25 protein-coding genes are annotated in these 25,104 nt (G+C 39.6%); 12 read left to right on the top strand and 13 right to left on the bottom strand.

The features are described 5' to 3' along the window. Nucleotides 1-7: 7 nt before the first annotated feature. Nucleotides 8-376 carry a fluoride efflux transporter CrcB gene (crcB, locus tag ACFQ1G_RS13850; RefSeq protein WP_380740517.1) on the top strand — a complete coding sequence of 123 codons (369 nt, stop codon included), beginning with the start codon at nucleotides 8-10 and terminating at the stop codon, nucleotides 374-376. Here the strand turns inward: crcB and ACFQ1G_RS13845 are convergent. From ACFQ1G_RS13845 to ACFQ1G_RS13830, 4 genes are all read right to left on the bottom strand, one after another. Next, on the bottom strand, nucleotides 373-975 hold the full coding sequence (locus ACFQ1G_RS13845; protein WP_380740515.1) for a DUF1684 domain-containing protein: 603 nt from the start codon (nucleotides 973-975) through the stop codon (nucleotides 373-375). The two genes, crcB and ACFQ1G_RS13845, sit on opposite strands and share 4 nt — an antisense overlap. A 14-nt stretch (nucleotides 976-989) precedes the next feature. Further along, on the bottom strand, nucleotides 990-2,384 hold the full coding sequence (locus ACFQ1G_RS13840) for a hypothetical protein (RefSeq protein WP_380740513.1): 1,395 nt from the start codon (nucleotides 2,382-2,384) through the stop codon (nucleotides 990-992). A 118-nt stretch (nucleotides 2,385-2,502) separates the two neighbouring features. After that, on the bottom strand, nucleotides 2,503-2,694 hold the full coding sequence (locus tag ACFQ1G_RS13835) for a cold-shock protein (protein WP_380740511.1): 192 nt from the start codon (nucleotides 2,692-2,694) through the stop codon (nucleotides 2,503-2,505). Nucleotides 2,695-2,770: 76 nt separating this feature from the next. Next, on the bottom strand, nucleotides 2,771-3,385 hold the full coding sequence (locus ACFQ1G_RS13830) for a MarC family protein (protein ID WP_380740509.1): 615 nt from the start codon (nucleotides 3,383-3,385) through the stop codon (nucleotides 2,771-2,773). 202 nt (nucleotides 3,386-3,587) lie between these two features. Between ACFQ1G_RS13830 and ACFQ1G_RS13825 the strand changes: the two genes are divergently transcribed. The 3 genes from ACFQ1G_RS13825 to ACFQ1G_RS13815 are packed head-to-tail and all read left to right on the top strand — an operon-like array spanning nucleotide 3,588 to nucleotide 5,426. Beyond that, on the top strand, nucleotides 3,588-4,184 hold the full coding sequence (locus ACFQ1G_RS13825; RefSeq protein ID WP_380740507.1) for a DNA polymerase ligase N-terminal domain-containing protein: 597 nt from the start codon (nucleotides 3,588-3,590) through the stop codon (nucleotides 4,182-4,184). A 2-nt stretch (nucleotides 4,185-4,186) separates the two neighbouring features. After that, nucleotides 4,187-5,002: a non-homologous end-joining DNA ligase gene (gene ligD / locus ACFQ1G_RS13820; protein ID WP_380740505.1), complete on the top strand. Its 816-nt coding sequence runs from the start codon at nucleotides 4,187-4,189 to the stop codon at nucleotides 5,000-5,002. Between the two features lie 13 nt (nucleotides 5,003-5,015). Further along, the gene (locus ACFQ1G_RS13815) at nucleotides 5,016-5,426 is read left to right on the top strand and encodes a YkvA family protein (protein WP_380740503.1); all 411 of its coding nucleotides are present in this window, start codon (nucleotides 5,016-5,018) and stop codon (nucleotides 5,424-5,426) included. 51 nt (nucleotides 5,427-5,477) lie between these two features. Here the strand turns inward: ACFQ1G_RS13815 and ACFQ1G_RS13810 are convergent, their stop codons facing one another. Continuing rightward, entirely contained in the window at nucleotides 5,478-8,909 is a 3,432-nt protein-coding gene (locus tag ACFQ1G_RS13810) for a methylmalonyl-CoA mutase family protein (RefSeq protein WP_380740501.1), read from the bottom strand. Between the two features lie 178 nt (nucleotides 8,910-9,087). On the opposite strand from ACFQ1G_RS13810, the gene ACFQ1G_RS13805 reads away from it, so the two are divergent. Beyond that, complete coding sequence (locus ACFQ1G_RS13805; RefSeq protein ID WP_380740499.1) at nucleotides 9,088-9,792, top strand: DUF4197 domain-containing protein; 705 nt, start codon at nucleotides 9,088-9,090, stop codon at nucleotides 9,790-9,792. A gap of 221 nt (nucleotides 9,793-10,013) precedes the next feature. Further along, nucleotides 10,014-10,199, top strand: coding sequence for a Lacal_2735 family protein (locus ACFQ1G_RS13800; RefSeq protein WP_380740497.1), 186 nt, complete (start codon nucleotides 10,014-10,016; stop codon nucleotides 10,197-10,199). Here the strand turns inward: ACFQ1G_RS13800 and ACFQ1G_RS13795 are convergent. From ACFQ1G_RS13795 to prfA, 3 genes are all read right to left on the bottom strand, one after another. Beyond that, complete coding sequence (locus tag ACFQ1G_RS13795) at nucleotides 10,181-10,993, bottom strand: ABC transporter substrate-binding protein (RefSeq protein WP_380740495.1); 813 nt, start codon at nucleotides 10,991-10,993, stop codon at nucleotides 10,181-10,183. The genes ACFQ1G_RS13800 and ACFQ1G_RS13795 overlap by 19 nt on opposite strands. A 72-nt stretch (nucleotides 10,994-11,065) precedes the next feature. Then, nucleotides 11,066-11,875 (bottom strand): orotidine-5'-phosphate decarboxylase, encoded by an 810-nt coding sequence (pyrF, locus tag ACFQ1G_RS13790; protein ID WP_380740493.1) that lies wholly within the window; start codon nucleotides 11,873-11,875, stop codon nucleotides 11,066-11,068. A 66-nt stretch (nucleotides 11,876-11,941) separates the two neighbouring features. Next, the gene (prfA, locus tag ACFQ1G_RS13785; RefSeq protein WP_380740491.1) at nucleotides 11,942-13,018 is read right to left on the bottom strand and encodes a peptide chain release factor 1; all 1,077 of its coding nucleotides are present in this window, start codon (nucleotides 13,016-13,018) and stop codon (nucleotides 11,942-11,944) included. Between the two features lie 143 nt (nucleotides 13,019-13,161). On the opposite strand from prfA, the gene ACFQ1G_RS13780 reads away from it, so the two are divergent. Continuing rightward, nucleotides 13,162-13,656, top strand: a complete 495-nt coding sequence (locus ACFQ1G_RS13780; protein ID WP_380740489.1) for a peptide-methionine (S)-S-oxide reductase — start codon at nucleotides 13,162-13,164, stop codon at nucleotides 13,654-13,656. 85 nt (nucleotides 13,657-13,741) lie between these two features. Here the strand turns inward: ACFQ1G_RS13780 and ACFQ1G_RS13775 are convergent, their stop codons facing one another. The 4 genes from ACFQ1G_RS13775 to ACFQ1G_RS13760 form a co-directional block, all read right to left on the bottom strand. Further along, nucleotides 13,742-14,731, bottom strand: coding sequence for a DUF2156 domain-containing protein (locus tag ACFQ1G_RS13775; protein ID WP_380740487.1), 990 nt, complete (start codon nucleotides 14,729-14,731; stop codon nucleotides 13,742-13,744). 138 nt (nucleotides 14,732-14,869) lie between these two features. Beyond that, entirely contained in the window at nucleotides 14,870-16,051 is a 1,182-nt protein-coding gene (locus ACFQ1G_RS13770; RefSeq protein WP_380740485.1) for an AIR synthase related protein, read from the bottom strand. A 110-nt stretch (nucleotides 16,052-16,161) separates the two neighbouring features. Beyond that, on the bottom strand, nucleotides 16,162-18,348 hold the full coding sequence (locus ACFQ1G_RS13765) for a glutamine synthetase III family protein (RefSeq protein ID WP_380740483.1): 2,187 nt from the start codon (nucleotides 18,346-18,348) through the stop codon (nucleotides 16,162-16,164). A gap of 122 nt (nucleotides 18,349-18,470) precedes the next feature. After that, nucleotides 18,471-19,418 carry a calcium/sodium antiporter gene (locus tag ACFQ1G_RS13760; protein WP_380740481.1) on the bottom strand — a complete coding sequence of 316 codons (948 nt, stop codon included), beginning with the start codon at nucleotides 19,416-19,418 and terminating at the stop codon, nucleotides 18,471-18,473. 139 nt (nucleotides 19,419-19,557) lie between these two features. On the opposite strand from ACFQ1G_RS13760, the gene ACFQ1G_RS13755 reads away from it, so the two are divergent. Then, nucleotides 19,558-19,710: an SsrA-binding protein gene (locus ACFQ1G_RS13755; protein ID WP_380740479.1), complete on the top strand. Its 153-nt coding sequence runs from the start codon at nucleotides 19,558-19,560 to the stop codon at nucleotides 19,708-19,710. Here the strand turns inward: ACFQ1G_RS13755 and ACFQ1G_RS13750 are convergent. Then, a complete protein-coding gene (locus ACFQ1G_RS13750; protein WP_380740477.1) occupies nucleotides 19,707-20,222 on the bottom strand; it encodes an adenine phosphoribosyltransferase in 516 nt (171 codons plus the stop codon). The genes ACFQ1G_RS13755 and ACFQ1G_RS13750 overlap by 4 nt on opposite strands. A gap of 179 nt (nucleotides 20,223-20,401) precedes the next feature. On the opposite strand from ACFQ1G_RS13750, the gene ACFQ1G_RS13745 reads away from it, so the two are divergent. The 4 genes from ACFQ1G_RS13745 (at nucleotide 20,402) to ACFQ1G_RS13730 (ending at nucleotide 25,055) form a co-directional block, all read left to right on the top strand. Then, complete coding sequence (locus ACFQ1G_RS13745; RefSeq protein ID WP_380740475.1) at nucleotides 20,402-20,887, top strand: YciE/YciF ferroxidase family protein; 486 nt, start codon at nucleotides 20,402-20,404, stop codon at nucleotides 20,885-20,887. 214 nt (nucleotides 20,888-21,101) lie between these two features. After that, nucleotides 21,102-21,590 carry a hypothetical protein gene (locus tag ACFQ1G_RS13740; protein WP_380740473.1) on the top strand — a complete coding sequence of 163 codons (489 nt, stop codon included), beginning with the start codon at nucleotides 21,102-21,104 and terminating at the stop codon, nucleotides 21,588-21,590. A gap of 287 nt (nucleotides 21,591-21,877) precedes the next feature. Further along, entirely contained in the window at nucleotides 21,878-24,628 is a 2,751-nt protein-coding gene (locus tag ACFQ1G_RS13735) for a PAS domain-containing protein (RefSeq protein ID WP_380740471.1), read from the top strand. Next, entirely contained in the window at nucleotides 24,621-25,055 is a 435-nt protein-coding gene (locus ACFQ1G_RS13730; RefSeq protein ID WP_380740470.1) for a response regulator, read from the top strand. The genes ACFQ1G_RS13735 and ACFQ1G_RS13730 overlap by 8 nt, the downstream gene beginning before the upstream one ends. Nucleotides 25,056-25,104 lie beyond the last annotated feature (49 nt).

Below are 25,104 nucleotides of genomic sequence, written 5' to 3'. Positions count from 1 at the left end.
TTAACGCATGAAACAACTGTTATTGGTATTTCTGGGAGGTGGCGCGGGAAGCGCGCTGAGATTTCTGATCTCAAAAAGCCTTAACCAGGCCACCATTCTTCCTCTAGGAACGTTATTGGTAAATGTCGGGGGCAGCCTCCTAATAGGGTTTATTTTAGGATTGGGCTATCGTCAACAAATAATGTCAACCAACACTATTTTATTACTTGCCACAGGGTTTTGCGGTGGTTTCACCACCTTTTCGGCCTTCGCCTATGAAAACCAGGTTTTCCTGAAATCGGGGGACTTCATGAGCTTTGGGTTGTACACAGTTTCCAGTATTCTTTTAGGATTGGGAGCCGTTTTTGGAGGCTTCTATTTTTCCCGGCTTATCTAGTGCTTGGAATAAGCTTTCACTCCAGCTTTTACAGCAAGGTCAAGATCGTTCTCTTCCGGCGGAATGGGACAGGAATACTCCCCGCTGTATGCGCAATATGGATTATAAGCCTGATTAAAATCAATCACCACCCTGTTCGATCTTGGAATGGTCATGTCTATATACCTGCCTCCTGCATATGATTCTTCTCCATTTGTAAGGTCTGTAAAAGGTAAAAATAAATAATCCTTGTATTCCTCTTTTTTAGGATGCTGGTTTTGGTAAACATTAAGTTTATACTCCTTCCCCTTTAATTTAAAAAACAGCTCCCCGTATTTCACATAAATTGGTTTTCGATCTGTAGTGGTAGGCATAGCGAAAGGTGTTTCGAAGGGGGTTCGCGCAAATTCGGCCACCACACTAAAAGCCGTGTCGATCTCAAAAAAGTCCAAACCTTTAAAAGTTTTACGATCCTTTTCGGGTAAGGGAGATTGGGCAGGGTCTTTAAATTCCTTGTTTATTTTCTTCTGAAATCTTTCGGCGGCAAGAACCTTTTCGTTTTTTTGGGCATTTACCATAAAGAACAGGCACAAAAAGAACGAGGTGATTATAACTTTCATCAATAAGTTTAAAATTAATTACTGTAATATCTCGAGGACCCTAGATAGTTTTCGATAATAGCATTGAATTCCGGAGTAAGCCGAAGACCAAGGGTTCCTTCGATGTCGTAAAGGGCATCCTGATTTTTGTATCCATGTTTCAACATTTCCTCCAGGTAAAAAAGTGCCGTACTAAAATCATTGTCCTGAGCACTCAAAGAAATGATTTTCTTATAAGCCTTAAAATTTTTAGGGTTGTAAATAGTCTGAATAATGTTCGCGATCATCATTTTATCTAATGAAGCATGCTCCTCTTCCAGTTCCTTTTCAGCATTTTCTGCCAGATAATCAATAAAACCAATCAGCCTTTTAGCCATTTTGCCTTCAGGACCACTTTTACCTGAAAGAGAATCCAGTTGAATTTTTTGATAATTCCACCAGCCTAAATTTTCAAAATTAGCCGTTTGAATATCAGCACCCAGGTAATAGATAAAATCTTCCATCAACCTCATCTCCTTCTCCTCTACCTCTGTGTACTCTTTCTCCTGGCTCACAAAATTCCTGGAGCGCCTAATTTGCTTCTGTTTTTCTTCAACTTCAGCAAGGTCATGCAAGCCTTTATATTTATCTTCCATAAGCTCCAAAAACTCCATAGCCTCAACCAGTCTCACATTGCTTACCATCTTATTAGCATGCAAAAGATCGGCATTAAAAAGTTGTTCTATTAAATCACGGTCTGCCGAACGAAAGCCTTTTCTCATGGCTTCTAAAGTTAGAGAACCTACCGCACTGGAAATAGTTCCATTTTTCGGCCAATCCATATCTCCTTCAAAAGAATAGACCTGGCTGGGAAATTTGAAGGTCCGTAAAAGTTCTGCCGTGAATTTAATTCCTGCGGAAGTATACTGTTCGTCACCGGCAATCCCTATAAACGTGAATTCCTTCTTTTTTTCAAACATGTCCAAATTGACCCAATAATTACCAACGGCAATAGCCCCAAGTATGTCATTATAGATTACCGGAATAATAGACGCCACTTTTCCACCTTCCATAGAGCCCGCTGCGGCCACCATCCTTATGTCTAATGGGAAAGTATTGGCTGAATTATTTATAAGTCTCTTTGCTATTTCCAGGTTTTCAGATATTTCATTTTCAACCGAAATATTATTGGAAGAAATTAGTAAATAGCCTTGTTCTTCAGCAGCCGATCTAAAAAGTTGTGCGGCCGACCTGCCGCGCCCTTCTCCGTCAAAAAGGAAAAGAACCGGCCAGTTTTTTTCTCCCTGAAATTCAGAAGGAAGGTATAACGCGTATGTTTCTGAGAGGGAATCGGAAACCTTTAAAGAATCGACCACCATCCCTTTCTTAACAGTAAATTCCTGGGCAGAAACCTGTGTCACCACAAGAAATAAAAGAAGTAATTTTCTCATGGAATTAAATTAGTGATTTTTTTTCACCCCGGGAAGAGCTTTAGGAATGCTAAAATAAGGGCATGAAAAAAGCCTTACTCTCGTAAGGCTTAATAAAATTATAAATAAGAACCTGAAACTATGCTTGTTTCACGTTTACTGCATTTACACCTTTTCTACCTTCTTCAAGGTCAAAAGTAACTTCGTCGTCTTGTCTAATTTCATCAATTAATCCATTAGCGTGTACGAAATACTCATCATTTGATTCTTCGTCTTTAATAAAACCGTAACCTTTTGTTTCGTTAAAGAACTTAACTGTACCTTTATTCATTATATAAATTTAAATTGGGTGCGAAGTTACAACTAAATAAATGATAACCTACTAAAAACCAATAAATTATTAAAAATTAAATATCAAAGGCAATGTGAATCCCCTGTATCAACATGTTAACCCCAATAATGGCTATAATAAGACCCATTATTTTTTCTACCACCACGATTTTATTAGCACCAATATAGCGCACCAGGTATTCGCTTGATAAGAAAGCCAGGTGATTTAACCACATCACCACGGCAAACATCACCAAAATTATCCCCAGGTCAAGATAGGTAGCGTTGGTTGTAAAGTTCATCGCAGTAACAATAGTACCGGGACCGGCAAGAATAGGAATCCCCAGGGGTGAAATAGAGATACCTTCGTTAAAGTTAACTTCGGTCTGGTTATCAATACTGGATACTTGGGCACGAATCATTTCAAATCCTACGAAAAATACCAAAATTCCCCCGGTGATCTTAAAGGCCGGAACGGTCAATCCGAAGAAATCAAAAATGTATTTCCCTAAAATAATGAACCCAGACACGATCACGAAAGCCGTAAAAGTCGCTTTTTTGGAGATCTTTTTCCGCGTAGGGCGATCTGCCTGACGCGTGAGGCTCAGGAATATAGGAACATTTCCCACCGGATTATTGATAGCTATGAATCCGGTGAATACAGCTATAGCAAGTACACCTATATTTTCCATTTTGATTTAATTATTTGATTATGTTGAAATTAAGCTGGCAAAAGTATTCAAAATATATTTCTCGCAAAAATTGATGGCAAAAGTTTAATTATTAAAATTATGATCCGTTGAAAAACACATTTCACAGCATTATTTTCAGACTTCTTTAACGCCCGTACAGGTCCAAATTTTGTACTTTTTCCACATTGACAAAGCAGGTCAAATGAAGAGTTATAACGAAAAGAGGGATTTCACAAAGACCCGGGAACCCAAAGATTCGCCTCCAAAAAAGAAGAACGAAGATCCCATTTTTGTGATCCAGAAACATGATGCCACCAATTTGCATTATGATTTCAGGCTTGAAATTGACAATACGCTCAAATCCTGGTCTGTTCCAAAAGGTCCCAGCACAGATCCATCAGTTAAAAGAATGGCTATTCCTACTGAAGATCATCCTATAACTTATGCCGATTTTGAGGGAACTATACCCGAAGGGCAATATGGAGGAGGAACGGTAATGATATGGGACCACGGAACGATAGAAAGCAACAAAAAAGATGAGGACGGAAACCTTATATCTTTAGAAGAAAGTTTCAAAGCAGGAAGTATCGAGGTCACCCTCCATGGAAAAAAATTACAGGGCGGGTATAACCTGGTAGAAATGAAAAGCGGTAAAATGAAGGGTAACTGGCTGCTCATCAAGCAAGATGATGAACATGCCGATGCACGCCGAAATCCGGTTAGCACACAGTCCAAAAGTGTGGTTACCGGTCGAAGTTTAAAGGATATCGAAAAAGACGAACAAAAAGAATCAAAGTAACGATGGAAATAGCAGGGGTTGAAATAACGCATCCTGACAAGGTGATCTTTCCGAAGAAAAACATCACCAAAGCAGATATGGCATCTTATTACGACAAGGTCGCCGATTCCATTTTACCATATATGAAAGATCGCCCCCTCACGCTTCAGCGATTTCCTAACGGAATAGGAGAAGCCGGTTTTTACCAAAAAAGTATATCAGATTATTTTCCGAAGTATATAAAAACCGTAGAAATTGAAACCGAAGAAGGTTCAAACACCCAGATCATCTGTAATGACAAAAAAAGTCTCCTTTACTTGGTGAACCAGGGAACAGTTTCATTTCACATATGGCTAAGCCGGAAGGATAAGATAAGGCAGCCTGATAAGGTGGTTTTTGATTTGGACCCGCCAGAAAATGCCTTCGACAAGGTTAAAGAAGCAGCGAAAGTTGTTCGCAGCTACCTTAAAAAACAAAAAAAAGATCCTCAATTAATGACTACCGGGCAAAAAGGATTGCATCTTTATTATGAGGTGCGAAGAGGAAAAGATTTTGACGAAATAAAAAAAGAAGCCAGGAAAGTAGCAGAGGAGGTCACCAAACTTCGCCCCGATCTCCTGACAACCAAAATCAGGAAAGATCAAAGGGAAGGCAAGATCTTTGTGGACTACCTAAGGAATGCTTATGCGCAGACAGCCGTCTGCCCTTTCTCCTTGCGCGCAAACGAGGAAGCAGGAGTTGCAACTCCTCTGGCATGGGAAGAACTTTCAAAACTAGAGAGCGCTTCTTATTATAACATTGACAATATTTTTAATAGATTAGGACAATTAGATAAATAAATCAGAGCAAAAAATGGAAAACATCAGCCCCGAGCGAGCAGATCACGCCTTACAGGAACAGGCTCAAAAAATTAAAGAGAAGGATCTTGAAAAAGTGATCAAAAAGCAGGATAAGATCGAGAATAAATTCAGAAAGAATGACTCAATAAGCGGATATATTGATAAAGCCAAAAGCATGATCTCTTTAATAAGGGATTACTGGAGCGGGGAATACACGGGAGTGCCTTGGAAAACAATCGCTGCCACTGCCGGAGCCCTTTTGTATGTTCTGATGCCGTTGGACCTTATCCCCGATTTCATTCCATTGGTTGGATTACTGGATGACGCGGGTGTAATTGCGGCATGTCTTACGTTGATAAACGATGATCTTATAACCTATGAGAAATGGAAAGTCAGGAAAGAAAATACTGAACATGTAGAATAGAAAAATCCCGCCTATGAGCGGGATTTTTTATTATATAACCTCATTTTCGATTTACATATTCCTTCTGTACTGACCTCCTACCTCAAATAACGCGGTAGTGATCTGACCTAATGAACAAGCTTTGGTAGCCTCCATAAGAACCTCAAAAATATTTTTATTTTGAATGGCAGCATTTTTCACCTTTTCCAAAGTTTCATGCTCCAGTTCTTTTTTAGCTTCATGTAGATCTTGTAGTGTTTTGATCTGGTTTTGCTTCTCTTCTTCAGTAGCCCTGATCACTTCTCCTGGAGTCACCGTTGGAGAACCGGTTGAACTCAAGAATGTGTTCACCCCAATGATCGGAAATTCCCCATTGTGCTTTAAGGTCTCGTAATAAAGGCTTTCTTCCTGGATCTTACTTCTTTGGTACATGGTTTCCATAGCACCAAGTACACCACCTCTTTCAGTGATTCGATCAAATTCCAGCAATACCGCTTCCTCAACAAGATCTGTAAGCTCTTCGATAATGAAAGATCCCTGGATAGGGTTCTCGTTTTTGGTAAGCCCCAGTTCCTTATTGATGATCAATTGAATCGCCATCGCTCTTCTTACCGAAGCTTCTGTAGGCGTAGTGATCGCCTCATCATATGCATTAGTGTGCAAGGAGTTACAGTTGTCATAAATGGCATATAATGCCTGAAGCGTAGTTCTGATATCATTGAAATCGATCTCCTGCGCGTGAAGGGATCTCCCGGAAGTCTGGATGTGATATTTCAACATCTGTGCTCTCGCGTTCGCGCCATATTTATATTTCATGGCCTTTGACCAGATCTTTCGAGCTACACGGCCAATAACCGCGTATTCAGGATCAATTCCGTTAGAGAAGAAGAAGGAAAGGTTTGGCCCAAACTTATTAATGTCCATTCCGCGGCTTAGGTAGTATTCCACATAGGTGAATCCGTTGGCCAGCGTCAGTGCCAATTGAGTAATTGGGTTTGCTCCCGCTTCAGCTATATGATATCCCGAAATTGAAACCGAATAGAAATTACGAACATTCTCTTTAATGAAGTATTCCTGAACATCTCCCATCAGTCTCAAGGCAAATTCCGTAGAGAAGATACAGGTATTCTGTGCCTGATCTTCCTTCAGGATATCAGCCTGGACGGTTCCCCTAACCTGGCTCAAAGTACGCTTTTTGATCTCCGCATATACATCAGCCGGGAGTACCTGGTCTCCGGTAACTCCTAAAAGCATCAATCCTAAACCGTTGTTCCCTTCCGGCAACTCTCCGCGATATTTTGGCTGTTCCATGCCTTTTTCGGCATAGATCTTATCGATCTTTTCCTGCACCTCTTTTTCAAGACCGTGCTGTTTGATATATTTTTCACATTGCTGATCGATCGCTGCATTCATAAAGAACCCAAGCAACATGGGAGCCGGACCATTGATAGTCATACTCACTGAGGTCATAGGGTCTGCCAGATCAAATCCTGAATATAATTTCTTTGCATCGTCAAGACAGCAAATAGACACCCCGGCATTCCCGATCTTTCCGTAGATATCAGGTCTGTGATCTGGGTCATTCCCGTATAAGGTAACCGAATCAAAGGCGGTAGAAAGACGTTTTGCCGGCAAGCCCATACTCACGTAATGGAAACGACGGTTAGTCCTTTCGGGAGAACCTTCCCCGGCGAACATTCGGGTCGGATCCTCACCTTGCCTCTTGAAAGGATATAATCCCGCCGTATAAGGAAATTCTCCCGGTACATTTTCCTGAAGACACCAGGTAAGAATATCTCCCCAGGCCTGGTATTTAGGCAAGGCAACTTTCGGGATCTGGGTGTGGGAAAGTGACTCTGTATGCGTCTTAATTTTGATCTCCTTATCCCGCACTTTAAAACTGTAGACAGGCTCTCTATATCTATTTACCTTTTCATCCCAACCGGTGATGATCTCCCAGTTATAAGGGTCAAGGTCCATTTTAACCTTATCGAATTCCTTTTTCAAAAGACCTGCCAGTTCTTCATTTTCTGAAGTTGTAGCCGAATTAAGTCCATCCTCATCCAAACCGAACTTATTGAGTTCGATCTTTTGTCCGGTAACAGATTCAAGGGTCTTGTAAATTCCGTATAATTTTTGAGCAACCTCAGCCTGAGCTTCGGCCTTCTCATCATAAGACCTGTTGTTTTCTGAAATTTCAGAAAGGTAACGTGTCCTGCTTGGCGGGATCACAAAAACCTTCTCGCTCATTTCTTTGGAAATACTGAAGGTAGAGTTGAACTCAGCACCCGCTTTATCATCTATCTTATCCATGATCTGCTTGTACAGCGTGTTCATACCGGGATCGTTGAACTGGGAAGCGATGGTTCCAAAAACCGGAAGCTTATCAGTATCAGCTTCCCAAAGTCCATGGTTTCGCTGGTATTGCTTTTTCACATCTCTTAAAGCATCTAAAGCACCGCGTTTATCGAACTTATTGATGGCCACAAGATCTGCGAAATCAAGCATATCGATCTTTTCTAATTGAGTCGCAGCTCCAAATTCGGGAGTCATGACATATAAAGAAACATCAGAATGTTCCAGGATCTCGGTATCAGATTGACCAATCCCGGAAGTCTCCAGCACGATAAGGTCATAATTTGCCGCTTTTAAAACTTCGATAGCTTCCGAAACATATTTTGAAAGTGCCAGGTTTGACTGCCTGGTAGCCAGAGAACGCATATAAACTCTAGGATTATTGATCGCATTCATACGAATACGGTCTCCTAAAAGGGCACCTCCGGTCTTCCTTTTTGAAGGGTCTACAGAAATGATCCCAATGGTCTTCTCAGGAAAATCCATTAAATATCTTCTCACCAGTTCATCTACCAAAGATGATTTACCCGCACCACCGGTTCCGGTGATCCCAAGTACAGGAGTTTTATTTCCTTTATTATCGTCATGAATCTTCTCTAAAGTTTCTTTTGCGATCTCCGGAAAATTTTCAGCAGCAGATATCACTCTTGCAATAGCGCCTGGATTTTTTGAAGCCAGCGAATTGACCTCACCGTTGAGATTTTCGCCCAAAGGATAATCGGACTGCTTTACCAGATCATTGATCATACCCTGAAGTCCCATTTCCCTTCCGTCATCTGGAGAATAAATTCGGGTGATCCCGTACTCATGAAGCTCTTTGATCTCTTCGGGAAGGATCACTCCTCCTCCACCCCCGAAGATCTTGATATGGCCGGCTCCCTTTTCCTGAAGCAGGTCATACATATATTTGAAATATTCGGTATGTCCTCCCTGGTAAGAGGTCATGGCAATAGAATTCGCGTCTTCCTGAATAGCACAGTTCACCACTTCTTCTACACTGCGGTCATGACCAAGGTGGATCACCTCAACCCCCGTAGACTGTATGATTCGGCGCATGATATTGATCGCCGCATCATGCCCGTCAAAAAGGGAAGCTGCTGTTACTATTCTTACTTTATTTTTAGGTTTATAAGGAGCTTGTTGTTCCATGTTTTTTCCTGATATTTTTAGTGGCCGCAATTTACGAATTTAGGAAGGAACTTGCCATATATCGAAGTTATTATAAATTGAACCCCTAAAAATTGAAAAAGTGAAAATCCGCTATCGTTTTAGGATTACCATAATTTATATTTTATCTTCCTGCCCTAGTTTAAAGAAAAACCCAAATATGAAAAAGATCCTACTTCTCGCGTTTTTACCCATTTTTTTAGGCTGTGCAGAATTGCAACAAATCGCCGAACAAATGCCAAATGAAGGCGGTTATATCTCTAATGCCGAAATAGCAGCGGGGTTAAGACAGGCTCTGGATAACGGAATCGACAAGCAGGTGACAAAACTTACCCAGGAAGACGGATTTTTTAAAAATGAACTTGTTCGCATCGGACTTCCGCCTGAACTTCAGAAAGTAGATAAAACCTTAAGAGATGTAGGACTTGACGCTCTTGCCGATGAAGGCCTGAAAGTTTTGAACAGGGCTGCGGAAGACGCCGTAAAAGAAGCGACCCCAATCTTTGTAACAGCAGTCAAAGAGATCACTTTTGCTGATGCGCGTAATATTCTAACCGGAAATGATGTGGCTGCCACTACCTATTTAGCCGAGAAAACCACCACTCCTCTATATTCTAAATTTAATCCGGTGATTAAGAATTCCCTTGATGAAGTAGGCGCCACACAAGTATGGTCGAATATTATCAACAAATACAACAGCCTCCCGCTAACGTCCAACGTAAACCCCGACCTGCCCGATTATGTGACTAATGAAGCCCTAAAAGGTGTGTTCACCATGATCGCGCTCGAAGAAAAGGAGATTAGGAATAACTTTGCTTCCAGGACTACAGACCTGTTACGCCGGGTTTTCGCTCTACAAGATTAAAAACTAAGGAATTAAGCAGCCATAATTTTTCAACAACTAAGCCCACTTGTCCACATTTTAAAAATCCTTGAAACCTAGAATATAGTTGACAATCAAGGGTATAGGTAAAAAGTTTTTAACAATCTGGAGGAGAGCAAGCAGGCATTTTACAATAATGTTAACTTAAGCTTAGGAAATGTTCGAATTTCATGTAGATATATTTGTAATATAACTAAAACTATATGTTTAGAATATTCGAACCACGTTCCACTTTAGAAAGACTTCGGGAAAAATACAGCTTCCTGATGCGCCGTTCTTATGAGCTCGCTCTTGATGATAAGATGAGAAGCGATATGCTCAATGAAAAGGCCCGTAAAATTCTCCAGGAGATCAGACGAATGGAGGAAAGTCATTCTGAAGAAGAATAAGAGAGTGTCCCGTGAAGTTTCTTGAAATAATCAAAAGCTGCAATTAATCGGGATCCATACCAGCTAAAATATTCCCCGTCCACAATGTGGATGCAATCCTCCCTCACCGCTTTTTTGAACATAGATTTATCTTCTTCCTTGAAAGGATAAGGTTCGGTAGAAAGGAAAACCCTGTCCGCATTTTTAGTAGTTAATTGATCGAGGTAGATTTCCGGGTAGCGTGATTTTTCAAGGCGATAGACATTTTCAAATTTGTTGAGCTCGAGCAAGTGATCAATAAAGGTATCTTTACCCACTACCATCCACGGATTTTTCCAGATGAAATAAGCCACTCTTTGTTTCGGCTTTTTATCTATAAACTCACAAAAATCTTCCCGAAGATCCATGATCTGACCTGCTATTTCTGACGCTTTTTCTCGAACGCCAAAGATCTCCCCGTATTCCCTGATCAATTCCAGAGAATCATCAACACTCTTGACATCAGAGACATGAACAGGAGCGATATTTTCAAGCTCCGCAACCATTTCAAGAGTATTTTCTTCCTTATTGCAAAGAATTATTTCCGGCGCCAATTTTCTGATCTTATCAACATGAACCTGCTTGGTACCGCCTACGGTATTTTTTCTCTGCCTCAGGTCCTTTGGGTGTACACAAAACTTAGTGACGCCAATGAGAACATCTTCAAGACCCAAATCAACCAGCAACTCGGTTTGACTGGGAACAAGTGAGATTATTCTTTTAGGCGGATTCGGAATTTTAATTTCCCTGTCCAACTGATCATAAAACACACGCATTTCACTCATTTTAAATGAGTTAATAAGTTAGTGAGAAAAGTCTGTTTTTAAAAGAAATTTTTAAACTTCAAATTATAGAAGCCTGTCCATTTGTTGCTGTAGCTCTGCAGCTTTTTCGGCCGCTGCTTCAGCAAAATCCTTTCCGTTAGAGGCGTATATGATTCCGCGGGAAGAATTGATCAGTAAACCAACATTTTGACTCATGCCATATTTACAAACCTCCTGGAGGTTTCCGCCCTGGGCACCAACTCCCGGAACCAAAAGAAAACTTTCAGGAATAATCTTTCTGATCTCAGCCAAAAATTCAGCTTTTGTAGCTCCTACCACATACATAAGATTCTGACCGTTCTTCCAGGTCTTGGAAGTTTTCAGAACATGCTTATACAACTCCTCTCCTTCTACTTCCCTGGTTTGGAAATCGTAGGCGCCGGCGTTAGAAGTAAGTGCCAGTAAAATTGTATGTTTATTTTCATAGGCCAGAAAGGGCTCTACTGAATCTTTCCCCATATAAGGAGCCACCGTAACCGAATCAAAATTGAGGTCTTCAAAAAACGCCTTTGCGTACATTCCCGAAGTATTACCTATGTCACCCCTTTTTGCGTCTGCTATAGTGAAAATTTCAGGGTGATTTTGATTTAGGTAATCGATCGTCTTTCCTAAAGCCTCCAATCCTTTGATCCCATAGGCTTCATAAAAGGCCAAATTCGGTTTGTAAGCCACAGCAAGGTGATGGGTTGCATCAATAATAGCTTTATTAAAAGCGAAAATCGGATCTTCTTCTTTTAAAAGGTGCTGCGGAATTTTGGTAAGATCTACATCCAAACCGATGCACAAAAATGATCTTTTACGCTTAATTTCCTGAACAAGTTCCTGGGTCGTCATGATAGGTTAGGTTAAAAAGAAAAAAGCTGCCGGAAAATTTGCGACAGCTTTAAATGCTTTATTGTTTTAAAAAATATCCGAATTCTCCTTGAGCTTTTCGGTATTTTCTACCAGTTGTAATTCGTCGATGATCTTTTGGATATCACCATTAATGATATTTGAAAGATCATAGAGCGTAAGCCCGATACGGTGATCGGTCACCCGGCCTTGCGCATAGTTATAAGTACGGATCTTTGCACTACGGTCACCGCTGGAAACCATAGAGTTTCGTTTTGCAGCATCTGCCTCCATTTTCTTGGCCAATTCCTGCTCATACAATCTCGATCTCAATACACGGAAAGCTTTTTCCTTGTTCTTATGCTGAGATTTCTGATCCTGACATTGGGCTACCAATCCTGTTGGGGTGTGTGTTAACCGAACAGCAGAATAAGTCGTGTTCACCGACTGACCTCCAGGTCCTGAAGAACAGAAATAATCAATACGCACATCTTTTGGGTCGATCTGCACATCAAATTCCTCAGCTTCCGGCAATACCATTACGGTAGCCGCAGATGTATGCACACGTCCCTGAGTTTCAGTTTGAGGAACACGTTGCACCCGGTGTACTCCGGCTTCAAACTTTAAAGTTCCGTAGACATCTTCCCCGGTCACATCAAAGATGATCTCCTTGAAACCACCACTCGTTCCTTCACTAAAGTCAACAATATTATGTTTCCAGCCTCTACTTTCAATATACTTGGTGTACATTCTGTAAAGGTCTCCTGCAAAGATACTGGCCTCATCCCCACCGGTACCGGCACGAATCTCCATCACCACGTTCTTAGCGTCTTCAGGATCTTTTGGAACCAACATCATACGAATCTTCTCCTCCAACCCAGGCAGCTGCTCTTTGGCTTCTTCCAATTGCATTTTTGCCATTTCGGTCATTTCGGGATCGCTGCCATCAGAGATGATCTCCTCCGCTTCCGAAATATTCTGGGTAAGACCCATATACTTCTCACGCTCCTCCATCAAAGCCTTCAGGTCCTTATATTCCTTGTTAAGCTCTATGTAACGTTTTTGATCAGCAATCACATCGGGTTGAATGATAAGATCATTCACCTCGTCAAAGCGTTGCTTCACAATATTTAATTTCTCGATCATAACATCTTCTTGTAAAGTGGGACAAATTTACGATAAATCAATTGATTTATTGAATCCATTTTTAACCTCGGAAATATTTCAATTATATAAAATTACTTCAGGAAAATTGATCTTTCGACGGAAATTCACTTAAATTCAGGAGTATGTCTATATTGAAGAAAATTGGATTGGGAGGAGGTTGCCACTGGTGTACCGAAGCTGTTTTCCAGGCTCTAAAGGGAGTGGAAAAAGTAGAACAGGGTTATATATCCTCAGTAAATGAAGCTGCCTCTTTTTCTGAAGCGGTCGTTGTTCATTACGATCCTGAGATCATTTCTTTACAGGAGCTTATAAGCGTTCACATCTTCACGCATAGATCAACTTCAAACCATTCCTTCCGAAGAAAATATCGTAGTGCAATTTATACTTCAGAAGAAAATGAATTTCCCGTCTGTGAAAATATACTTCAGGATCTTCAGAAGGAATTCAGCGAAAAGATCAACACTCAAATTCTTCCGCTAAAGGAATTCAAACCTTCTAGAGAATCTTTATGGGATTATTATAAAAAGAACCCTGAAAAGCCGTTTTGCAAAAAGTATATTCACCCTAAAATGAGGTTACTTCAGAAAAATTTTCCAAAATTGAAAAAAGAGGATTAACTCTCAAATAATTTAAAAATTTACCCGAGGTTTAATGTACTAACATATTCCTTTTTACTATTTAAAAATGAAAAAGAAGAATGAACTAAATAACATTAGAAGCTTTAAATACTGCTGTAATTTTAAACAACGGAAGTGGCGATTTATGACAGAAGTATACCGGATTAGTCACTCCTTCTTTTTCTTTGGCAGATTCATCAATAAATCTAGATTTTGTATAATTTATTCCATTATAATTATACATTTTCGCACCATACTTTCTAATAATTTTAAATATTGAACGTAATTTTTCAGATTCAAATGATTTTGAATTACTGTTTAAAATAAGCGGAGATAAGCCAAGATTTAGATATTCAAATCCTTCGTTCTTAAATTTCTTTATGGCCTCAACCATAATTGCATAAAAAATACCTTGTTTGAATTTAGCGCTTGATCTTGAAATATCGGGAACATATCCAACACATCTTCCATTTTCAAATATTGGGTCAAAAATTATATACGCCATTAGATTGCCATCCGAATCATAAGCGCAAAAAGTTCTAGTATCTATTTCAAAATATGGGTGGGTCCTAATAAGAAATTTAATCTCACGTTTTTTAACCTGCCTCGTTCTTAGCCAATTTGAAGATATTGTGTCAAAACCATTTTCAAGAGGACTTTCTAAAATATTAATTTCATTTTTTGCTACCTGATTACATGAGGTACGAATTACCTGTTTTCTCTTGCCGCTGATTTTCCACTTTTGAATGTTAATCAGTCTTTCATTACCAATCTGTGTAGAATAGTAATTAAATTCATCATTTAAAAGTTCAGCAAATTGTTTTGAAATCTGGACAAAAGAAACCCGATTGTATTTATTCAGAAATTTCTTTATTAATTCTACTCTGAATTCCTTTTCAGAATATTTGAAAATTGGATCCGCCAAGACAAAATAACACCCATATTTTTTGATATAGGAAATTAATCCATATTCGTGCTGAAAATATTGCATTTCAGGCTGAAGTATTGAATAATGCATACAACAACCCTGGCTGTAGGGTTTAATATAACTTTCAAAAATCTCATCAGGAGTCATTCGCATTTAAAAAATGTTATTTGTAAATATCGTTTGTAAAGTCTATCCGAAGACAAACTACAAGTTTTACCCTCTTTAATTTTAAAAAGGAAAAATCTATAGATTTTTTTGAAGGGGATTAGGCTAAGTCTCTAAAATTTAGCGGTATGTAAACGTCCCGTAAGCATCTGAAATTGTAAGCTTCTTGCTTTCAGAACTTTCCACTCTACCGATGATTTGTGCATCGACATTAAATGATTTTGAAATGGCAATAATATCTTCGGCTATCGCTTCATCTACATATAATTCCATTCGGTGCCCCATATTGAAAACCTGGTACATCTCTTTCCAGTCTGTACCACTTTCCTCCTGTATCAATTTAAAAAGCGGAGGCACCTCAAACATATTATCTTTAATGACATGTACATTCTCCACAAAGTGAAGCACCTTGGTCTGCGCACCACCACTGCAATGCACCATTCCAAAAATGTCTTTATTGGAATATTTTTCAAGGATCTTCTTAATGACGGGAGCATAGGTTCTGGTTGGAGAAAGAACCAGTTTACCAGCGTCTATCGGACTTCCTTCCACCTTGTCTGTAAGGTTTTTTGATCCGCCGTAGATAAGCTCATTTGGAATGGAAGGATCAAAACTTTCAGGATACTTAACGGCCAGATAGTTACTAAAAACATCATGCCTCGCAGAAGTAAGACCATTACTACCCATCCCGCCATTGTATTCCTTTTCATAGGTTGCCTGGCCTGATGAGGAAAGTCCCACGATCACATTTCCGGGTTTAATATTTGCATTATCGATCACTTCACTGCGCTTCATTCGTGCCGTTACAGTAGAATCAACGATAATAGTACGAACCAGATCTCCAACATCTGCAGTTTCACCTCCAGTTGAATGAATAGTGATTCCGAAGTTTTTAAGATCCTCAAGCAATTCTTCAGTACCGTTAATGATCGCAGAGATCACCTCGCCCGGAACCAAATTCTTATTTCGCCCTATGGTGGAAGACAACATGATATTATCTACTGCCCCCACACACAAAAGGTCATCTATGTTCATGATAAGGGCATCCTGTGCTATCCCTTTCCAAACCGAAACATCCCCGGTCTCTTTCCAGTAAAGATAGGCAAGGGAAGATTTCGTGCCAGCCCCATCGGCGTGCATTATTAAGCAGTGATCTTCATCCCCTGTAAGATGATCTGGCACTATCTTGCAAAAAGCCTTCGGGAAAAGACCTTTATCAACATTTTTTATAGCGTTGTGTACATCTTCCTTTCCTGCTGAAACGCCTCTGCCGGCATATCGTTTGCTTATTTCCTTACTCATGATTGTGTGTTTGTGGCTCAAAGATAAATAGATTTGAACTTTTAATTTCCCTTGTTTGGGGAATAAAAAAAGCCACATCAAAAGATGTGGCTTTCTATTTCAAGTTAGAATTATCTGGTAAAAAGTAATTCTCTGTATTTAGTAAGCGGCCAGATCTCATCGTCGATCAACAGCTCAAGCTTATCACAGTGATACCTGATGGTTTCAAAGAAAGGTTTTACATCATTACAGTATGCAAATGCTTTCTCTTCTGCCTCTTCCATTTTATTGGCTTTTTTACGGGCTTCGATCATTTCAGTAATTCCGGAATTGATCTTTGCGATATGAGCTGATATCTCTTCTACGATCTCCAGTTGCTCTTTTGAATACTTTCTGAAGTCATCTCCATAAATATCCTTCAATCCGCGAACGTTCTTAATTAAGATATTCTGATACCTGATAGAGGTCGGGATCACATGGTTGCGAGCAATATCTCCAAGAATTCGGCTTTCGATCTGGATCTTCATAATATACTCTTCCAGTTCGATCTCATAACGAGCCTCTACCTCAACCTTGTTCATCACATTTAAGTCAGCGAAAAGAGCAATGTTTTTTTCAGTCACCATAGCCTTCAAAGCTTCAGGAGTATTTTTGTTGTTGCTCAACCCTCTCTTTTCAGCTTCCTTTTCCCAATCTTGAGAATAACCGTCTCCTTCAAAACGAATATTCTTAGAATCTTTAATGTATTCTCTCAGGACATTGAAGATAGCATCATCTTTCTTCATTTTTTTGCCCTTGATAAGACTGTCTACTTCTTTTTTGAACTCAATAAGTTGTTTACCAACAATGGTATTCAAAACAGTCATTGGTTGAGCACAGTTTGCTGTAGAACCTACCGCTCTGAACTCAAATTTATTACCTGTAAAGGCGAAAGAAGAAGTTCTGTTTCTGTCTGTATTGTCAAGAAGGATCTCAGGGATCTTCCCCACTACGTTCAATTTTAATTCTGTTTTTTCCTGTGGAGATAGTTTCCCGTCCGTAACTTTTTCAAGTTCATCAAGCACTTCTGTCAATTGAGATCCGATGAAAGTAGAAATAATTGCCGGTGGAGCTTCATTCGCACCCAGGCGGTGATCATTGGAAGCACTTGCAATAGTGGCTCTCAACAATTCCTCGTTATCATGCACCGCTTTAATGGTGTTGATAAAGAATGTAAGGAATTGCAGGTTCTTCATAGGAGTTGATCCAGGACCTAAAAGGTTTACTCCTGTATCTGTACTCAAAGACCAGTTGTTATGTTTTCCACTTCCGTTAATCCCGGCGAATGGTTTCTCATGAAAAAGAACCACAAAATTGTGACGTTCAGCAACACGCTGCATAATATCCATCAACAAAGAATTGTGGTCTACCGCAAGGTTTGCCTCCTCAAAAATAGGAGCCAGTTCAAACTGGTTTGGTGCCACCTCATTGTGACGGGTCTTAACCGGCACTCCTAACACCATACATTCTTTCTCAAGTTCCCTCATGAAAGAAAGTACACGCGGAGGGATAGAACCAAAATAATGATCATCCAACTGCTGACCTTTTGCAGGAGAATGACCTAGTAATGTTCTTCCGGCAAGTTGAATATCTGGTCTTGATGCAGCCAACGCCGAATCAATAAGGAAGTATTCCTGCTCCCAACCTAATGTCGCCTGTACCTTAGTAACGTTCTTATCAAAATATTTTGCAACATCGGTCGCAGCCTGGTCAATTACCTGTAAGGCTCTTAAAAGCGGAGTTTTAAAATCCAGTGCATCTCCAGTATATGAAACGAAAACACTTGGAATACAAAGGGTAGTTCCATAGATAAACGCAGGAGAAGTAGGATCCCATGCCGTATAACCACGAGCTTCGAAAGTATTTCTTATCCCTCCATGAGGAAAACTGGAAGCATCGGGTTCTTGTTGTACTAATTGTCCACCTCCAAATTTTTCAATTGCCAAACCATCTCCAATAGTTTCGAAAAACGCATCGTGCTTTTCAGCAGTAGTACCTGTCAAAGGCTGGAACCAGTGAGTGTAGTGAGTAGCACCTTTAGAGATCGCCCATTCCTTCATTCCTGTAGAAATATGATCGGCGATCGTGCGGTCGATCTTTTTTCCGGTAGCATTCGCCTCTTTAACGCTTTGGTATGCTTCCTTGGTAAGGAATTGACGCATCACGCTCTCGGTAAATACATTTTTTCCGAATAATTCTGAACGACGCTCTTTTTCTTCTACTTCAACCGGCTTACGGTTAAGGGTTTCTTTTAAGGCTTGAAATCGTAATGTGGCCATAATTATAAAAAATTGTTTGTGTGTTGATGGCCACAAATGTACACGTTTTTACAATACCCCCTATTTTTTTAGAGGTAGTTTGTAAAGTTTTTGAAAAAATTTATGATTAACCCCCTTATTTTTTAATTGATAAAGGCCAAACTGACAAAAATTACATAGCCAACGAATAAAACCAGGCCTTTTATTCTTCCTACCATAAACTTCTTCGGAAGGAAAGCCAGGGGAATTAATATAAAGGACACTCCCAGCATCCAGAAGATATCACTGGTAAGAGTAGCTGTTGAGACCACCGCGATTGGTTGTATCATAGCTGTTATCCCCAAAACCGAAGCGATATTGAAAATATTAGATCCAATAAGGTTACCCAGGGAAATTGCTTTTTCTTGTTTTAATGCAGCGATTACCGATGCCGCTAATTCAGGAACACTGGTTCCTACCGCGATCATGGTAACCGAGATCACTCTTTCACTCACCCCCAGACGGGAGGCCAGATCTACTGCACCCGTAACCAATAATTCTGATCCACCGTAAAGAGCCCCACCCCCAATCAATAACCATATTATAACTTTGAAATTAGAGGTGCGCATTAAGGATGGATCTACTTCCTCGGTCTGCACATCTGGTTTTTTACGCGCTCTTCTTATTAATAGAATAAGATACAGCGCAATACCCAAGAATAATGCAAGCCCTTCTATCCTGGAAAGAACTAATTCCGAAGAAAGAAAAAAATACAGGACAATAGAGAATATCATCATGATCGGCCAGTTGAACCGGTAAAAATCCCGATCTACCATGAGAGGTGAAATGATCGCTGTAATCCCTAGGACCAGGCCAATATTTGCTATGTTAGAGCCAATTACATTTCCAAGTGAAATATCAGAAAAACCGTTAAGAGCTGCCTGCAGACTTACCAGTAATTCGGGTGCCGAGGTAGCAAAAGAAACTACGGTAAGACCAATTACCATTCTAGAAAGATTGAGTTTGAAAGATATTGCTACCGAGGAACGTACAAGGAATTCCCCACCTACAACCAACAAAACAAATCCCAGGAAAATATAAAGAATGCTCATGAATTTTTTTTTGCGAAGATAATAGATTCCCATTGGAAACCTTATTCAACAGGAAAATCGGTATCTAGAACAAGTTCTAAAAAAATAATAACTTTACAATTGTTAAAAACCGATCTTTGCCCGTGATAAATTAACAGAAATGAAAAAAAAGATCTTTAAACTTCTGGCTAAGCTTAATAAAAAAGTATTACCTAGTTATTCAAAGAAACGCCTGGACCTGGCCAAAGCCTCCAAAATTCAAATGGGAATAATCGGCTGGAAACTGTGGGTTACAAAACGTGCTTTGGACTAAACTGTAAGGAGCGAGGCTACCTTATACTTTTTTAGTTTTTCCTTTCCCTTAAGAAAATCAAGATCCATAAGAAAGTTACATTGTACGATCTCCCCTCCCATTTTTTCAATTAATTTACAAGCAGCCTCTGCAGTACCACCTGTAGCCAGTACGTCATCATGGAGAAGTACTTTTTCACCGGGTTTAATGGCATCACAATGAATCTCTAAAACATCCTCGCCATATTCAAGTGAGTAACTCTCACTAAAGGTCTCATATGGTAATTTCCCCGGCTTACGAATTGGAATGAAACCTGCATTTAATCTTTCAGCAAGAAGTGTTGCAAAAAAGAAACCACGTGACTCAATCCCAACTACCTTATCCACTTTGACATCTCCCAGAGTCTCCAACAAAGCATCGGTGGTTTTCCTTGCAGCAACAGGATCTTGCAGTAAGGGGGTGATATCCTTGTAAACGATCCCTGGTTTGGGAAAATTTTGAATGTCGCGTATATAATCCTGAATCTTGAACATGATCTCAATTTTGAAGTCACGAAGATAAAATTTTCTAAGCGAATAATAACTGAAAAATGGCATTAATGCTGGAAATTCCTACATCAGATTGGCATACTAGCAACAAATAATTACCACCCAATTAACTAATTGAAAAAGGCCCAATAGTTACTTTTAATAAAACTAAAAACTATATGAAAATGAAAAATTTAAAAGACCTGTTTGAGCACGAGTTAAAAGATCTTTATAGTGCAGAAAATCAAATTTTACGCGCCATGCCAAAACTAAAAGATACTGCCAGTGATGACAAATTAAAAAAAGCAATTGAAAAGCATTTAAAAGAAACTGAAAAACATGTACAACGGCTGGAGGAGATCTGCGAAGAGATGGGAATCAAACCCACTGGGGAAACCTGCAAAGCAATGCAGGGATTGGTGAAAGAAGCTGAATCTTTCCTGAAAGAAGATGCCGAAAAAGAAGTTATGGATGCAGGAATAATCGCTGAAGCACAACGGGTTGAACACTATGAAATCTCCGGATACGGAACAGCAGTTCGGCTAGCTAAAGAGCTTGGCCTTGATAAAATTGCCGACAAACTTCAGAAGACTTTAGATGAAGAATATAAAGCAGATAACACTCTTACCGACATGGCAGAAGACCGTCTAAACAGAAAAGCGAAAGCCTGATGCAAATGACGAATTAACAGCTTTTTATTGAAATCGTTTAAAAAATATTTTTTAAACGATTTTTTTTCTAAAAATAGAATAAGATACACAGTATTTTAACAGTAATACACGGTTCATTAAATTATGGTTAATTAACTGTTTATCAATGTTTTAACCGCCTTAATTTTCTTATATTATTAGAAATTTTAGGTCTGTAGAAATTAGGAGGGGAGTCATGGAAGTTTCAAATTCAAAAAAGATAAAACAATTACATTTTCTTATCAATGATAATTTCACGGTAGCCAAACACTGTCGTGCAACTATGGAAACCATTTCAGAAATTTCTCTTCGACATTATTTCCAAAAACTAGCTGCCAAACGTTCTCAATTTGCCATAGAACTGGGTGACCAATTAAATGAACTAGGTGAAAAAAAGCCCTATATCCCAACCTCAACATATGAAAGTCGATGGTCAGAGATATCACATGAGAACAAACTCAAAAATGTTCGAAAAAACCTGAAGTTATACAAACAAAGTCTTTCTAAATATAAAAGGGCTCTCTCCAATATCAATGATGGAAATTGTCGTGAAATTTTGATCCGTCACAAAGCCATTATTGCAGGACATATTACTGAACTACGATCGCTTAAAAAACTGATCAAGGAGAAAATTGAGACTACCACAGGTAACGATTCTTCAAAACACCAGGAAGAACTAATTTGACTAAAATTCTCATCGGCAGTATAACTTTTAACGTTATCTAACGGAGAACTAAAAAACATAATTTGTTAAAACATTTTGTACGAATTTACTTTCCAACAATAAAATAAACACTCCTTAAACGGCCGTACAACCCTTTAAATCTGCAGTTTATGAGTAAGTTGTTTTTATAATCAAAAATTAATTCTATCTTTAGCTTGATAAATTAACAAAACCTTAAGAAAATCCCTTTCTTTTTCGACCCCTACAAACAAGGTGGAAACCGAAAGAATTTCAGCCTGAAAGAGAGAATGAATATAAGCAACTGGAATGAGATCTTTAAGGCCTTACCTGTGGCGTGCCTGGTTCTTAAACCCAATCCCAATGGAGGACTTTTCGTTATAGATGTCAATGAACCCTACCTAGTATTGACCGGTACGATCACAGAAGATCTGGTAGGTAAGGATGCTAAGGAAATAATCCCTTATAATACAAAGGAGAATTTAGAAGACAACTCCCCTATCCAGCAGTCCTTCCAATTGGTTTTAGATACTGCAAAACCCCATGCACTTACTTCAGGTGGTTATGATATCTCAATAAGAGGAATTGAAACTTGCGGAGATCGTCAATGGGAGATCAAAAACATCCCTTTACTGAATGAAAAAGGCGAACTAGAAGTAATACTGCACACCATAAAAGACAATACGCTTGAGTTTTCTTTTGAAAAGCGTGAAAAAGAATTGAAAATGGAAATTGCTGTCAACAGACAGCAATATAGAAACTTTATAAGATCGAACCCAGACGGACTCTTCAGGCTAGATCTACAGGGAAATTTCCTTCATGCAAACGAAGGACTCGCAAAGATGGCTGACATTCCATTAGAGCAAATCCTGAAAATGGATTTTTTACCATTTTGTGCTCCTAATGATAAAGAATATATCTTTTCTCAATTCGTGCAGGCCTCCAAAGGCCACACCCTGTCATTTGAGGCAGATTTTATTTCTGCGAAAGGAAATTTACTGATCTTGAAAATACTGTTAATGCCTATGGTAATTGACGGAAAGATCGCAGAAGTGCATGGAATAGCCAAAGATATTTCAGGCATCAGGGAATCTGAAAAGGTCATTATAGAAAAAAGCCGTTTCCTGGAGGTTAACGCTGCCTTTATTAGTTCCCTCATGGAAAATGAACTGAACGAGGATGCACTTCATAAAACATTTGAGATCATTGGAAGAACTGTGGAGGCAGACCGTATGTACTATTTTGGAGCAGATAGGGATCCTGAGACCAACGAGATACTCATTAGTCAAAAGGTAGAATGGTGCAGTGAAAAGGCTACCGCACAGCTCAACAATCCTGAGATGCAAAATATGCCGATCAAAAAGATCGAAGAAATCATATCTCCCCTAACAAAGAACCAGCCTTTTAACGCCACCTTGAGCAAACTCTCAGATGGCATGATGAAGGAAATCTTTACAGACCAGGATATAAAATCCATGTTGTTACTCCCCATTTTTATGGAAGATGACCTGTATGGTTTTATTGGCTTTGATGATTGTACCAGAGAAAGAGAATGGAATCAAGATGAAATCACTTTTTTAAGAAGTCTTACCAACAACCTCACAAATGCTTTTGAAAAGCGGGAAGCTCTACTTAAGGTAAAGAAACGAGAGGAAGATCTCAAAAGAAGCGAACAAAAGTTCAGATCCCTGGTTCAGGAAGGATCAGATCTAATCACCATTCTTGACCCAAAGGGAAACCACTTTTTTGTAAGTGAAAACCACAAGAATATCTTAGGGATCGCCCCAGCAGAGCTTACCGGTAAAAATGCATCAGAGTTCATTCACCCTGAGGACTGGGAACGTGTACGAGAGCAATTTCTGGAACTTCATGAGGTAAAACAAGTTAAGATCTCACCTTTCAGGTTCAGGAACAAACAGGGAGAATACAGGTGGCTGCAAACCACAGCGACCAACATGATGCAAGACTCGTCTGTTCAAGGTATCGTGTCGAATTCAAGGGATATCACAACAATTATTGAACAGGCTCGTGAAATTGAGAATATTAATGAGCGTTATCAATTGGCCGCAACCGCTACGGAAGACCTTCTCTACGACTGGGACCTTCAAACCAGGGAGGTAAATCGATTCCATAGAGGACTTAAAAAACTGTTCGGTTATACTTCGGAAGAAGTCAACCAGCGGGATTTCTGGAAAACTAAGGTTCACCCGGAAGATTTTCCGAATGAAAAGAAAAAATTATCAGTTGTACTTAATGACCCCTCGCAATCGTTCATTAAGACCGAATACAGATTCCGAAGAGCTGATGGCAGCTACGCAAAAGTGAGCGACAAAGGTTACATTCTAAGGGATCACTCGGGAAAAGCAATTAGATTGATTGGTGCCACCAGTGATATTTCTGATATAACCGCAAAAAAAGAAGCTCTGAAAATTGCCAACCAACGATTCCAGATGGCAATGAAGGCGACCAATGAAATGATCTGGGACTGGGAAATAGCAACAGATTCGGTAACCAGAAATAAAGGTTATAAAGAAATTTTTGGCTACGACACAAACCAGGCTACCTCTGTTCATTCATTCTGGCTCACCAAAGTTTTCCCAAAAGATCAACACAGAATTCGCACCTCACTAAAAGAAATTCTTTCAGATCCTACACAAGAAAAATGGGAATTGGAATACAGGCTTATTAAGGCAAACGGGGAGCTTGCATTTGTTCATGACCGTGGTTATATCTTAAGGGATGAAAACGGAACGGCGACAAGAATGGTAGGTGCCGTACTGGATGTAACCAAATTCAGAACTCTCATTGGAAAGATAAAGAAGCAGAATTCTGTTCTTAAAGATATTGCATGGGAACAGTCCCACAGTGTTCGCGCTCCACTGGCACGAATAAAAGGCCTTTTAAATTTACTGGAAAATGACGACCACGAGGCAATGAGCCGCGAACAGGTGTTGTATCACATAAGAGAGTCTGCCGAAGAACTTGATGGGATCATTAGAAGTATTGTTGGAAAGACCGAAGAAATGGAAGCCCATGCCTAATCAGAATGACTTTGAAATCTTAGTGGTAGATGATGATAAGGTAGTATCCTTAATGCACAAGCATTTACTATCTAACCACCTGCAACCTCCAATACCTTTTTTCAATGGAAAAAAGGCACTTGATTATCTATATGCCAAAAATAAGCCCGGGAATAACTTTTTATTACTCCTGGATATCAATATGCCTGTTCTAAACGGATGGGATTTTCTAAAGGAACTTCGGAAAAATTCACTGGCCTGCTCCATTTATGTGGTGCTGGTCACTTCCTCCATTTGCACTGTAGACAAGCGCATGGCACAGGAGTTTGAGCAGGTAATCGGATTTTGTCATAAACCTTTAAAGGTTTCACATCTTGAAAAAATTAAGGAATTGCCTCAGCTAAGATCTTTGATCTTAAGCAAAGAATCCGACGTCTTTCAGTCATAATTTCATTGCCCTTTCCTAGTATTTCAGCTGGGTCTTATTAAATTTACAT

It is taken from the genome of Salinimicrobium gaetbulicola, from assembly GCF_042676025.1.
Lineage (GTDB): Bacteria > Bacteroidota > Bacteroidia > Flavobacteriales > Flavobacteriaceae > Salinimicrobium > Salinimicrobium gaetbulicola.
This window is presented reverse-complemented; position numbering and strand designations above follow the sequence as displayed.

What these genes read in the sequence shown, in the direction of transcription:
- ACFQ1G_RS13750 (WP_380740477.1), bottom strand. Translation starts at nt 20,222, where the DNA reads ATGTTCAAGATTCAGGATTATATACGCGACATTCAAAATTTTCCCAAA.
- ACFQ1G_RS13840 (WP_380740513.1), bottom strand. Translation starts at nt 2,384, where the DNA reads ATGAGAAAATTACTTCTTTTATTTCTTGTGGTGACACAGGTTTCTGCC.
- ACFQ1G_RS13730 (WP_380740470.1), top strand. Translation starts at nt 24,621, where the DNA reads ATGCCTAATCAGAATGACTTTGAAATCTTAGTGGTAGATGATGATAAG.
- ACFQ1G_RS13780 (WP_380740489.1), top strand. Translation starts at nt 13,162, where the DNA reads ATGTCTATATTGAAGAAAATTGGATTGGGAGGAGGTTGCCACTGGTGT.
- ACFQ1G_RS13775 (WP_380740487.1), bottom strand. Translation starts at nt 14,731, where the DNA reads ATGACTCCTGATGAGATTTTTGAAAGTTATATTAAACCCTACAGCCAG.
- ACFQ1G_RS13735 (WP_380740471.1), top strand. Translation starts at nt 21,878, where the DNA reads ATGAATATAAGCAACTGGAATGAGATCTTTAAGGCCTTACCTGTGGCG.
- ACFQ1G_RS13815 (WP_380740503.1), top strand. Translation starts at nt 5,016, where the DNA reads ATGGAAAACATCAGCCCCGAGCGAGCAGATCACGCCTTACAGGAACAG.
- ACFQ1G_RS13745 (WP_380740475.1), top strand. Translation starts at nt 20,402, where the DNA reads ATGAAAAATTTAAAAGACCTGTTTGAGCACGAGTTAAAAGATCTTTAT.
- ACFQ1G_RS13810 (WP_380740501.1), bottom strand. Translation starts at nt 8,909, where the DNA reads ATGGAACAACAAGCTCCTTATAAACCTAAAAATAAAGTAAGAATAGTA.
- ACFQ1G_RS13740 (WP_380740473.1), top strand. Translation starts at nt 21,102, where the DNA reads ATGGAAGTTTCAAATTCAAAAAAGATAAAACAATTACATTTTCTTATC.
- ACFQ1G_RS13805 (WP_380740499.1), top strand. Translation starts at nt 9,088, where the DNA reads ATGAAAAAGATCCTACTTCTCGCGTTTTTACCCATTTTTTTAGGCTGT.
- ACFQ1G_RS13765 (WP_380740483.1), bottom strand. Translation starts at nt 18,348, where the DNA reads ATGGCCACATTACGATTTCAAGCCTTAAAAGAAACCCTTAACCGTAAG.
- ACFQ1G_RS13755 (WP_380740479.1), top strand. Translation starts at nt 19,558, where the DNA reads ATGAAAAAAAAGATCTTTAAACTTCTGGCTAAGCTTAATAAAAAAGTA.
- ACFQ1G_RS13795 (WP_380740495.1), bottom strand. Translation starts at nt 10,993, where the DNA reads ATGCGTGTGTTTTATGATCAGTTGGACAGGGAAATTAAAATTCCGAAT.
- ligD (WP_380740505.1), top strand. Translation starts at nt 4,187, where the DNA reads ATGGAAATAGCAGGGGTTGAAATAACGCATCCTGACAAGGTGATCTTT.
- ACFQ1G_RS13845 (WP_380740515.1), bottom strand. Translation starts at nt 975, where the DNA reads ATGAAAGTTATAATCACCTCGTTCTTTTTGTGCCTGTTCTTTATGGTA.
- ACFQ1G_RS13770 (WP_380740485.1), bottom strand. Translation starts at nt 16,051, where the DNA reads ATGAGTAAGGAAATAAGCAAACGATATGCCGGCAGAGGCGTTTCAGCA.
- pyrF (WP_380740493.1), bottom strand. Translation starts at nt 11,875, where the DNA reads ATGACGACCCAGGAACTTGTTCAGGAAATTAAGCGTAAAAGATCATTT.
- ACFQ1G_RS13800 (WP_380740497.1), top strand. Translation starts at nt 10,014, where the DNA reads ATGTTTAGAATATTCGAACCACGTTCCACTTTAGAAAGACTTCGGGAA.
- crcB (WP_380740517.1), top strand. Translation starts at nt 8, where the DNA reads ATGAAACAACTGTTATTGGTATTTCTGGGAGGTGGCGCGGGAAGCGCG.
- ACFQ1G_RS13760 (WP_380740481.1), bottom strand. Translation starts at nt 19,418, where the DNA reads ATGAGCATTCTTTATATTTTCCTGGGATTTGTTTTGTTGGTTGTAGGT.
- ACFQ1G_RS13830 (WP_380740509.1), bottom strand. Translation starts at nt 3,385, where the DNA reads ATGGAAAATATAGGTGTACTTGCTATAGCTGTATTCACCGGATTCATA.
- ACFQ1G_RS13835 (WP_380740511.1), bottom strand. Translation starts at nt 2,694, where the DNA reads ATGAATAAAGGTACAGTTAAGTTCTTTAACGAAACAAAAGGTTACGGT.
- prfA (WP_380740491.1), bottom strand. Translation starts at nt 13,018, where the DNA reads ATGATCGAGAAATTAAATATTGTGAAGCAACGCTTTGACGAGGTGAAT.
- ACFQ1G_RS13825 (WP_380740507.1), top strand. Translation starts at nt 3,588, where the DNA reads ATGAAGAGTTATAACGAAAAGAGGGATTTCACAAAGACCCGGGAACCC.